Annotated in this window: 9 protein-coding genes and 1 riboswitch; all 9 genes read right to left on the bottom strand. The window is 47.0% G+C overall.

The annotated features are described in order from the left end of the window. Window positions 1–21: 21 nt before the first annotated feature. A riboswitch (cyclic di-GMP riboswitch) is annotated at window positions 22–107 on the bottom strand. A gap of 115 nt (window positions 108–222) precedes the next feature. Beyond that, window positions 223–1,098 (bottom strand): N-carbamoylputrescine amidase, encoded by an 876-nt coding sequence (aguB, locus tag NC238_03505; GenBank protein ID MCM1565023.1) that lies wholly within the window; start codon window positions 1,096–1,098, stop codon window positions 223–225. 225 nt (window positions 1,099–1,323) lie between these two features. Continuing rightward, on the bottom strand, window positions 1,324–2,355 hold the full coding sequence (locus NC238_03500) for an agmatine deiminase family protein (protein MCM1565022.1): 1,032 nt from the start codon (window positions 2,353–2,355) through the stop codon (window positions 1,324–1,326). 184 nt (window positions 2,356–2,539) lie between these two features. Then, window positions 2,540–4,222, bottom strand: coding sequence for an AMP-binding protein (locus tag NC238_03495; protein ID MCM1565021.1), 1,683 nt, complete (start codon window positions 4,220–4,222; stop codon window positions 2,540–2,542). Between the two features lie 13 nt (window positions 4,223–4,235). After that, window positions 4,236–4,784, bottom strand: coding sequence for an XRE family transcriptional regulator (locus NC238_03490; GenBank protein ID MCM1565020.1), 549 nt, complete (start codon window positions 4,782–4,784; stop codon window positions 4,236–4,238). Beyond that, on the bottom strand, window positions 4,777–5,499 hold the full coding sequence (locus NC238_03485; protein MCM1565019.1) for a PilZ domain-containing protein: 723 nt from the start codon (window positions 5,497–5,499) through the stop codon (window positions 4,777–4,779). Before NC238_03485 ends, NC238_03490 begins: the two co-directional genes overlap by 8 nt. Window positions 5,500–5,894: 395 nt before the next feature. Continuing rightward, complete coding sequence (locus NC238_03480; protein ID MCM1565018.1) at window positions 5,895–6,833, bottom strand: AEC family transporter; 939 nt, start codon at window positions 6,831–6,833, stop codon at window positions 5,895–5,897. Between the two features lie 142 nt (window positions 6,834–6,975). Then, window positions 6,976–8,076 carry an A/G-specific adenine glycosylase gene (gene mutY / locus NC238_03475; protein ID MCM1565017.1) on the bottom strand — a complete coding sequence of 367 codons (1,101 nt, stop codon included), beginning with the start codon at window positions 8,074–8,076 and terminating at the stop codon, window positions 6,976–6,978. A gap of 81 nt (window positions 8,077–8,157) precedes the next feature. Next, entirely contained in the window at window positions 8,158–10,455 is a 2,298-nt protein-coding gene (locus tag NC238_03470; protein ID MCM1565016.1) for a hypothetical protein, read from the bottom strand. Further along, complete coding sequence (locus tag NC238_03465; GenBank protein ID MCM1565015.1) at window positions 10,445–11,599, bottom strand: metallophosphoesterase; 1,155 nt, start codon at window positions 11,597–11,599, stop codon at window positions 10,445–10,447. Before NC238_03465 ends, NC238_03470 begins: the two co-directional genes overlap by 11 nt. Window positions 11,600–11,663: the final 64 nt, after the last annotated feature.

Raw genomic sequence — 11,663 nt, 5'->3', positions numbered from 1 at the left:
CAGCCGCGGTCTTCATCTTCTGTGTGCAACCCGACTGTCAATATGCTTCAGCACTTAGACTCGTAGCTTTGCGTCCCTGCTTTTCAACAGGTTTGCCAATGGATCGTATGATTTTGATTCAATTATAGTAAAATACACGAAATCTGTCAATAAATGTATGAATCATCAATTAATGTATGAATATTCAAACAATGGATATTAAATTGAAGTTACCTAGTAGACTCAGTCTACGCGTTCGCCGTCATAGGAAGTAATGATTCCGTATAAATCAGGCCGGCGGTCGCGGAATATCCCCCACTCCAGGCGCTGAACCTCAAGCTGATCAAGGTCGAACTCGGCCACCAGTACAGTTTCTTCCGTACGCCCTGCTTCCGCAACCTTGTTGCCAAGCGGTCCGGCAATAAAAGAGGAACCGTAAAAGGTAATCCTGGAATCATCCTCTTCCTCGACGCCGATCCGGTTGGATGCGACCACGGGGATCAGGTTCGCGGCAGCATGGCCAAGCATGCAGGCCTGCCAGTGGTCTTTGGAATCAATCGTCTGATCCAGCGGTTCTGAACCGATGGCTGTCGGATATAACAGGATCTCCGCCCCCATCAGGGTCATGCAGCGGGCAGCTTCCGGGTACCATTGATCCCAGCAGATGCCGACCCCAATCTTGGCGTAGCGCGTCTGCCAGACTTTAAACCCTGTGTCACCGGGGTTGAAATAAAATTTCTCCTCATAGCCCGGTCCGTCGGGGATATGACTCTTTCTGTATTTGCCGAGGATCTCACCATCGGCATCGATCACGGCAATCGTATTATAGCGCGCGTAGTTTTTCTTCTCATAGAAACTGATCGGCAGGACGATTTCCAGCTCTCTGGCAATTTTCTGGAAATGTCTGACTGCTAGATTGTTTTCTAGCTCAGCAGCATAAACGTAAAAATCTGATTTTTCTTTCTGACAGAAATACGGGGTTTCGAACAGCTCCTGCAACAAGATGATCTGCGCTCCCCGGGCTGCTGCCTCCCTGACCAGTGTCTCCGCCCCGGCAATATTTTCTTCAACGTTACTGGTGCAGCGCATCTGGGTTGCTGCCACTTTGACGTTTCTCATCGTTAATATTCCTTCCCAACTGCCTGATTTCGGTGTGTTCTGAACCTGATCTTACAGGTGTTTCTACTATTTTGTTAATTTGTATGCATTTTCTATTTTACATGATGCAGAAAAAAACCACAACGCAGAAGAGCGCAGCATATAAAGATGTATCTGTTACGCTCTTCTCTTTATTTATATTTTTCAAATTTTCGTATATATTGTCGGGCAATTCATACATCACCTTCAACGGTTTACAGCAGGCATCTGCTGGGTGGTACAGTGAACATTGCCGCCTTCCCCAATAATGGCCATTCCATTAACGGTACGGATCCGTCTTTCCGGAAATATCCGGCTCAGGGTCCGAATAGCCTGGGCATCTGTTTCGGCAGCCTGGCCGCCAAATACAGGTAAAATGATTCCGCCGTTGACAAAGTAAAAGTTCAAATAACTCAGCGTCAGCCGTTTACCGTCAGCAAATACGGCGGGAGGCTGCTGTATTGGGATGATTTCAAGGGTTCTTCCTCTGGCGTCCGTTTCCCGGTTTAACACTGCGAGGTTTTCCCGGGTAATCGCATAATTCGGATCGCAAGGGTCATCACAGACCTGAATCAGGATTTTGCCAGGCGACGCAAAACAGGCGATATTATCGACATGTCCGTCCGTTTCATCTCCATATAAGCCTTTTCCCAGCCAGATAACTTTGTGGATACTCAAATATTTCTTCAATAGTTCCGTAATCCGCTCCTGGGAAAGATCGGGGTTGCGGTTCGGATGAAGCAGGCATTCGGCCGTTGTCAAGAGTGTACCTTCTCCGTCCACGTGCAGCGAGCCGCCTTCCATAATCAGCGGCGCATCAAACGGACTCAGTCCGAGGTGCTTCAATATTTGCGGTGCGACCTGATTGTCCAGATCCCAGTCCGGATATTTGCCGCCCCAGGCATTGAAGTGCCAGTTAATGCCGGCTATATCTCCCTGATCATTGACAATAAACGTCGGCCCGTTATCCCGAAGCCAGGCATCATTGTGCGCCAGCGGCAGAAGCTCGATCGGCCTGTTTCGAAAGCGGCCTTCGAGCAGGGATCGTTCGTCGGGGTTTATCAATACAGTGACGGGTTCAAATTCCCCGATGGCTCGAATAATGTCGGCATAACCCTCACAGACAGCCTCGTAATTTTCCGGATGGCACATCGATGACCGGACCGGCCAGGAAATAAATGTCCGTTCGTGTCTCGCCCATTCCGCAGGCATTCTATAGTTTAAATCGCTCGGAAACATCAGTTTATCCTTTCTTTAGCAACAACATAGATCCAGCGTTACTTTCAAATTAACATTCGTCATGATAATTATTTATGGTTCATTTTACATGAAAATCCAACCACTTTTCAAGGCATAAAATCACCCCACGATCATCGTGGGGTGTATCTGACAATATTCAATGATTGATGGGTATATGTTAAAGTTATTCTTTATCCTGAAACTTTTCCGTGTCTTCACGCCGGATCTGGGCGCGTTTGATCTTGCCGCCGATCGTCTTCGGCAGTTCGTCGACAAATTCGAGGATTCTCGGGTATTTATACGGAGCCGTCACCTTTTTAACATAGTCCTGGATCTCTTTTTTTAAAGATTCGGAGGCCGTATAGCCTTTGGCCAGCACAACAGTCGCTTTGACGACCGTTCCCCTAACAGCATCCGGCGCGCCGGTAACAGCACACTCCACGACAGCTGGATGTTCGATCAGCGCACTTTCAACTTCAAAAGGACTGATCCTGTAGCCGGAAGCCTTAATGACATCGTCATTGCGGCCGACAAACCATAAAAAGCCGTGTTCATCCCAGTAGGCCATATCCCCTGTGTGGTACGTATCGTCATACCACACTTTATGGGTAGCAGTTTCATCCATGTAGTACCCGCAGAACAATCCGGCAGGCTTATTGGAATCAGCCTCGCGGATGACCAGTTCTCCTTCGACTCCCGGAGGGCATGGAACTCCGTTTTCATCGACCACATCAATCTTGTAGGCTGGATTCGGTTTGCCCATCGCTCCTGGATAAATATCCAGCCATTCAAAGTTGGCAACCAGCACGGTCGTCTCGCTCTGGCCAAATCCGTTTAAGATGCTTAAGCCGGTAATGCTTTTAAAACGGTTAAAGACATCCGGATTTAAAGGTTCTCCGGCTGTGGAGCAGTGAACAATCGAGGACAGGTTATATTTTTCGAGATTGTGTTCAAGCAGGAAACGATAAATTGTCGGCGGTGCGCAAAACGTGGATAACTTATATTTTCGCATCATTTCCAAAAGCTTTTCAGGGATAAACTTGTCCATATCATAGACAAACTGCACCGCGCCGCAAATCCACTGGCCGTAAATTTTCCCCCAGCCAAATTTAGCCCAGCCGGAATCGGAAACCGTCAGGTGAAGCCCGCCGTCCACGACGCGCTGCCAGTATTTGGCCGTCACAATATGACCAAGCGGATAGGTGAAGCTCTGAATGGCCATTTTGGGCATGCTCGTGGTCCCTGACGTGAAATAGATGATCATTGTGTCGTCATTCGTTGTAGCGTCAGCACCTGTCGGCCGGACCCAGTTTTCGGAAGCGGCCTCCAGGCTGCTGTCAAAATCAACCCAGCCCGGACGCTTAGCCCCAACCAGAAACAGCGTTTCGAGCGTTGACGATTCTTCCCTGGAAGCTTCGACATGGTCGAGAATTACCGGATCATGATAGGCGATGATCGCTTTAATCGATGCGGCATTATTTCGATAAATAATATCCTTCTGCGTAAGCTGATTGGAAGAAGGAATATAGATCGCGCCGATTTTGGCCAGAGCCAGAATCGCTATGTACACTTCATAACGCCTTCTCAGGATCAGCATGACTTTGTCGCCTTTGCCGATCCCGGCTTCGCTTAACATGTTCGCCGTTTTATCCGAGTATTTTTTCAGGTCGGTAAAGGTAAAGATCCGTTCATTACCGTGGTCGTCGCACCAGACCAGCGCTGGACGCTCCGGTTCCAGACGGGCATATTCATCGACGATATCATACGCAAAATTGAAATTGTCAGGTACTTTCACTTGATAATTCGCACAAAAATCTTCATAAGAATCAAAATCGGTTTTCCCGATATATCTTGAAGCGAGGTTCATCTGTTCACATCCTTTATAAAAGTATGACGGTTAAAAATTTTGCTGATCTTTTTTCGAGGGCCAGCATTTTATGTGGAATCAAGGAATTAAAATACAGAGAGTCTCCCGGATCCAGTACATATTCCATACTGCCGATCATGACTTTCATCTTGCCTTCCAGACAGAAGTTAAATTCCTGTCCGTGATGGGAAACAAGTTCAGGACTATTTTCTGCATCCAGGGTCACCAGCAGCGGTTCAATTTTTCTGTTAACGTACTGATAAGCCAGACTCTGGAAATCATACTGGTCATAACGTTCAACTTTGAGTCCCTGCCCCTTTTTGATGAAGCAGACATCATGCAGTTTGGGCGAGACGCCGGTAAGAACATCCGTTAAATCAACCTGATAACAATCGGCAATTTCATAGAGAATACTGATCGGAATATCATCTTCGCCTTTTTCATACTTCAGATATTCTTGAACAGGAAGTCCGATTTTACGTGCAGCCTCTTCTTCGGCCCAACCGGTAAGTAATCTTAAGCCTTTAATTCTCTCGGCAATATCCCTCACCTTTTCATTCATCTTTCAACCCTTCCTTTCGCGTAAAATAGTGGATCATGTAATGATCCTCGAGGTACAGCCAGCGGGCCTTACAGCTTTGTTCCCGGATAACGGCATTTGTCTCAAGAAGATGATCCGCTTTTTTGGCATCTTCCAGCAGGCAAAACGGACAGGCGCGATGCCGTTTGGCAACCGTGGAATAACAGCGCTCGCCAAGTTTGACACCGCTGTCCTGTGCCGCCTTATTTGTGGCAACAACGATCCGGCGGCTCGTAATCAGATAAGCCGGCTCTTCAATCAGCTCCAGGCCCTTGACAAAGCATCCGATGTATTTCTGTTTGCGTAAATCAAGCTGGATCTTCATAAAGCGGGTATGCTTGATTTTATATTGATTCAGACATCGGGTGATCCGGCTTTCATCTTTCTGGGAATGAAAAAGGAATTTCATCCCGTATTCAAAGCCGTCATCTTTGGGGGTCTTGCGAATAATCAGCGCATTAAATGAAAATTCTTCATTTTCAAACGTGAACATGATATCGATGATGACAATATTAACCGGAATATCCACTGGGATAAAAGCATATATCCCGCCTGTGCTCAAATCCAGGATCGTAATCGGAAATGTTTTCTCCACTTCGACCTTCCGGTTGTTAATCGAGGAAATCTTCGCTGTGGCTGGAATATCATGGATCAAATCGACGCGAAAAAACTTCCGTTTTTCCTGAAAGTCTTCCATCCAATCACCTCATGAAACAGTTTGAAAATCATGTCGATGCGTTTTTCTGATAAATACCATTTTACATGATGTTGGATAGAACCACAACGAATGTACCCGCAAAAATTTGTGAATGATATACCACGGATGAGTCTGGATAAAAAAATACCAGAGTCCAAACATTAATTTGGAGACTCTGGTATTGTTAAAAACAATGCAGAAATATTGAGTTTTATCGTTACAAATTTTACAGATTATTTTCTGGATTAAGCGCTTCTGGTTTCTTTTCCGTTCTTTTCTTTTTTTGTTTCTTAATATTTTTTGGATTCTTGTCGCCCATACGGATCCTCCCTTACATGATATAGGAACATTTTATCCAAATTATGGCTATTCTATACATTATAAATGGGACGCTGTTAAAAATGGGACAGCACAAATATCAGCAATGGAATCGATAAACAGCTAAGCAAGGTTGAAATCAGCACCGTCTGCGATGCCAGATGTGCATCATTTTTATATTCAATCGCCATTAAAACCGTATTGGTCGCAATAGGCATACCGGCCATGATGACCGGGATAGCAATCAGCCACATCTGATCAATCTGAAAGATATATTTGACCATAACCAGGGTTAATAACGGCATCACAAGCAATCTGACGACCGACAGGATATAAATGCCGATATCGCTGAACATCTTTTGAAGCGGCAGTTCACTTAATGTCGCCCCGATGGTCAGCATTGACAGAGGAACACAGGTATTTCCGATCGCATCGATCGTGCCGGTCATAAATTCGGGCAGCGGAACAGCGGTGATAAACAGAATGAACCCGATGATACTCGCACCCACGCCCGGATTAATAACCTTTTCCAGGTTTAGCCTTGTAGGATGCCCGGTTTTATCCGTATTCATGATTTTTATACCAAGTGTATACAACAACAAGTTGAACATAATATTGTAGATCGCAGCATAAAATATTGCTTCTTTGCCATAGAGCGCCTGAAATATCGGAAAGCCTAAAAAGCCTGTATTTGCAAAAACAATTCCAAAATTAAAGATGGCTTCTCTGGTCCGATCTTTGGTCAGGATCTTCGCTGTCAGTTTCCCGACGAGAAAGGCAAGACCGTAACAGGGTATCGTAAGCAAGAAAACAAAAAGTGCCGTATGCAACCTCTCCGTAGTAAAAGAAACTCTCATCCCGGACAGGATCAAGGCCGGAAGTGCAATGGTCAGAACAAATTTAGAAAAAACCTGAGTCGCTGCCGGTGGGATAACCTTCACCTTGGCCAGGACATAACCCAGTAAAATCGTTAAGAACAAAATCCCCAGTTGATTATAGACGCCTTGTAGTTCCACTTTTCTCTCTCCAGTATGTTAGATTCAATACTTTATGAAGGTTATACAGCTGATTATTATATCATAAAAGACATATTCTATGGAACCAATTATCTGCATTCCTGCTTCCGGAAAAAGAAAATTCCTGTATGTGCAGGAATTTTTACATTGTATGACCTTTACTGTGCATAAGCTGAAGGGCTTTTTGAAATGCCTTCGGAATCGGCAGGTCCTTCAGTTTCTCCCGGGAAATCCAGGCAAGCCCTGATTTTACCTCCGAGTCCGGCTTGAGCGAGAACAAAATGACATCCATTTGCCAGACCTGATGTGTGAAAACATGCCGAACGCTGCCCAAGTGTTTAATAAGTCGGAGATCTAACTCCCAGTCGCGACGGTACAGTTCTTCCGCAGAAGGACCGGATTCCTTGTTTACGAGCGGCAGTCCCCACATGTTGCCGAGCAGCTGTGTATTGCTACGGTACTCCATTAGAATATCCCCGTCGTTACAGACAAGCGCCGTCCAGTAATTGAAGCAGGTTGCTTTTTTTGCTTTCTTCTTAACTGGCAGGACAGTCTCCCTGTGCGTACGATGGGCCGTACAGACGGTACGCCAGGGACAGTCCCGGCAACCGGGAGTATTGGGTGTACAGCACATTGCGCCAAGTTCCATCAGCGCCTGGGTAAATTCGCCCGCCCTATCTTTGGGAATCATTTCTCTAATCATTTCAGCAATTTGCTTTAGCGTTTTTTGCTGGCTGATGTCAGCTTCAAGTCCAAGCAGACGGGTTATAACCCGCAGAACATTCCCATCAACAGCCGGATAAGGCAGATTGTAGGCGATGCTTGCAATAGCCCCAGCCGTATAGTCACCGATTCCTGGCAAAGCGCGGATTTCAGGATAAGTGCGCGGAAAATTCCCACTGTACTTGTCGTGTACCACGATGGCAGCCTGATGAAGGTTCCTGGCCCGACGGTAATAACCAAGACCTTTCCATAAGGCTAAAACGTCCCCCTCGCCCGCGTCAGCCAGACTGTCAATATCCGGGAACCGTTCCAGGAACCTCAGGTAATAATCTATAACCGTATCGACCCGTGTTTGCTGAAGCATGATTTCCGATAACCAAACCGCATAGGGATCGTTTGTTCTTCTCCAGGGCAGATCCCTTTTATTTTGGTCATACCAGGCCAATAATAACACAGCAATCTCTGACGGGTTCTCCTGAATATCTTTTGATTTATCTACTAAATCTGCTAATTTATTCAAGCTGCCTCCCTGTTATTTGCCTCGATGTTTGATATTGCTAGTTACATGCATTTTAGAGTTAACAAGTTACTGGTAAGAAGATCAGGCTTTACTGTAGAGCTCATCGGCTATTTTCCGTAGTCTGGTATCCGCCGTACAAAAAATAACCTGACGCAAGTGTGATAGTTCCTGCAGATAAGCCAGTGCTTTCTTCCAAAATCCCTCGGTTCCGTTCATTGATCCGGCCAGAAAGAACAGAGGAATCTCAATGCTGCTGTCCTCAAGAGCGGCTTCAGCAAGGGCCAGACGGTAAGCAAAATAATACGAATAGGCTTCGGCCATCATCATTTCTTTTTTATCCGATAGGTTCAACGAAAATGCCCGCCTCAAAAACCGCTGTGCTTTAATCTTTAGAACAATGCCGTTCTCGGCCTGCCATTTTTGCAGCGAGGCTTCAAGCAGTTCCGCCGTATCATCAAGGGTATGCTGTAATTCCTGATAGGCCTGCCATTGCTGTTTTACGCTCCCGAGTTTTTTCTCCAGGTCATGGTCAATTTTCACAGCCTGACTGTCCTGAAGGTCTTTACGGATCTTCTGAAGCCGGCTGTTTTTCTCTGAAAGCGCCTGGCGGGAAGCCACCAGGGCGGCCAGCCTTTCTTCTTCCGGCAGACATGCTTCACGTTCCAGTTCGGCAAGCGGTTCCAAAGTTCTGGACAGTTGATCCAGATTCCGCTTATTTAAGGCGATATCATACTGTTTTTTCAGTAAATCATATTCTTTTTCAGTTTCTTCTTTGATCCGCAGTTCACGCGCAATCAGCAGCACCGCCTCAAGGACCTCGTCAATATCGGCATCGGCCGAGATTCGGTTCTGTAATTTTTCGCGCAGCTGTGACGCATATTCCTGCAGTTTCTGTTCTGTTTTCTGCTGTTGTCCTGTCTGTGTCTGCAGCGTCTGAAGCATTTCCGCACTATGGCTGTTTTTCTGCCGGTACTCGTCCCAACCGCTTTTCCAGGACGAAAAATCGGAAGCCTTGACTATCGAAAAAGCTTTTTGCAGCCGCTGACTGCGGGACAGGATGATCCTGTGCAGTTCTTTTTCCCTTTTAACCTGTTTTCTGACCAGGTTATAATCCGTCTGAAGCCGGTCTGCGGCCTGTTTCTGATTCTGGTACGCTTCAATCTGCCGCATGAATTCTTGATAGTCTGCAGCCTGATATTTTTGCAGAAGCTTTGTCAGACTCGAAGCCAATCGGTCTTCGATGCTGCCTGCCCCGGACCGCCGGATGACCCTCCGGTCAATCATGCGTCCGAGTACAGAGTCCTGCCATTTTTTCAGACGTGCATATGATCGGGCAAGTGAGCGTTGGTCTTTGTCAGTCACACCGGCAATCAGCGCATATTTTTTGAGTTTGGCTTTTTCTTCATAAAGGGACCCTTCCAGTTCCTTCACGATATCAGCTAAACCGGCAAAGCTTTCAAGTTCCTTCTGCGCGGCACGAAGCTCTTCTTCAGTGCTGCGTAAGTGCTGCTCCTCATTTTTCGGCAGTTGCCGATAGCCGGATGATCTTAGCGAATCCTGAAGCTCGTTGATGGCCTGAGTCTGCCGGGTGATCAAAGCTTCACCCTGTTCCACCTCTTTTTGAATCAAGGCCCAAGCATAACACTCTTCCCGCAAACCTTCAATCATGTCCCAATCAACCTGTTTATCCTGAACAACGGCCGCCAATCGAACCCCGGTATCCCTACGCAGTTCTTCGAGGCTAGCAAGTTCACCCTGCAGACGGCGCAATTCACGGTAATCAAGGTTCTCTTTCAGGATAACAAGCCGCTGCTGAATTTTTTCCATCACAGCAATTTTCTCCGTCATAAGATGCTGTTCAGCCTGCAGGTTCTTGATTTCGATTTGCAGAAAGCGCTGTTCCTCCTGCCGGTGGCTTGCTTCTTCCCAATCCCTTCTTAACGCATCATACTCTGCTTTAACCTGAGCCATTCCATCCGCCTGTTCTTCGACGCGTTCCTTTGCTCTGGCCAGGGCGTCATGCACCCGTGCCAGGGAAAGCTCTTCATTTCCGATCTGCTGGAGATTGGAGACCCTTCGGTACAAACCATGCTTATTGGTATCCGGCCAGACAATAAAGCCGCCCTGCCGGATTGCCTCAAAAGTCATATTCAAACCTGTTTGTTCCCCGGAAAGCAGGATTTCTGCCAATCCTTGTCTTTTCTGCTTGTCTGACGGTACTGCCGCTACCCGGTCGTCATAGTATTCCTGCAGTAATTGATACAAAGCTTTTGCCAGTTCGGGTTCCTTCAAATACAGCACCGTAAAATCCCCGGGTAAGGACCACTCCGTATCCCCGAGCAGCGGATGCCCCTGCAGCCCGATCTTATCAATCCTCATAATCTTCCCGTCCCTGACTGATTGCAGCCAATCCAATTTTCTGAACCAATTCCCAACGCCGCTGTTCCTCAGACCGGTTCTCTGAAGAAAGGCGTTTTTGGATCCCTCTCCTGAATACTTCGGTTAAATCCGGGAAGCTGCTGGTTTGGCGTCTTACAACATTGCCATCGGCACAAAGAGCCGGACCAGACTGGGATGTATGGTAAACCTCAAAGTAGCTGAAGTCTTCGGAGAGAAGCTGATGCAAAGTCTGGACTGTACTTTCCGGATCCGGGTATGGCCCAGACAGAACAATCCGGAACAAATCTCTTTGCCGTTCTTCTTTCGTTGTATCCGCTAAAAGCCCGCTAGCAATCTCTTTGGGTTCAGCCGCCTGCGGCCAGAACTTTTCAATGTAGTTCCGTCTGCCAAGTTCCACAAAATCAACCTGTGTCAATTTCCCGTCTGTTTCTCCGAAAAGTACGCCATGCGGCCCGCTGTCTTGAAAACTCCTGGCTTCAGGGGATCCGCAATCTGCCCAGAAAGTATCCCCGATCTGATGCAGCCCACTGAATGTCTGCTGATGCCCTAACGCCAGATAGGTTAAACCACTTGCTGTGATCGCCTCTGGCTCCAGAGGAATAAACCTATCCGTATTTTTGGGGGACGCTATCTCTGCATGGAGCAGCATCATCTGAATAGGTGCGTTGTGTAAGACAGGCTGAATCATCCCCAGATCAATCAGCTCCTGACGGTAATTCGTCCATCCCGAGCCATAAATGACAGTCCCTTTGGCCGGAATTTCAATATGACTGACGCCCCCCGCAAAGATATGAACATTATCGGGCCATTCAGCAAAACGGTAGGCCGAAGAGATGACCAAAGGATCCTGATCCCCAGGCGTGATAAAGACACGGGTGTCCTTCAAGCCGGAGAATGACCTGTAAACACGTTCGACCGTTTCTTTACGCGCATTCTCTTGGTCGAATAAATCCCCTGTCACGAACAGAAAATCCACTTTTTCTTTTTGGCAAAGCGTCAGGACGGCCTCGAAGGTATGCCATAAGTCCTGATTGCGCATTGCTGTCCAGCAAGCCGGTCTTTCCCAAGAACGGCTGTCAAATTGAAATCCGGCACAATGCACAAAACGGATGGTTTTCGCCATTTTTCACACCTCACCCTGATAACACCAAAACATCAATCGTTCGTCGCTTATCAGCCATGTAAAC

Origin of the sequence: Dehalobacter sp. (assembly GCA_023667845.1) — a bacterium.
In the GTDB taxonomy this organism is placed as follows: Bacteria; Bacillota; Desulfitobacteriia; order Desulfitobacteriales; family Syntrophobotulaceae; genus Dehalobacter.
Note: the sequence above shows the minus strand (reverse complement) of the source record. Positions and strands in the feature narration are given on the sequence as shown.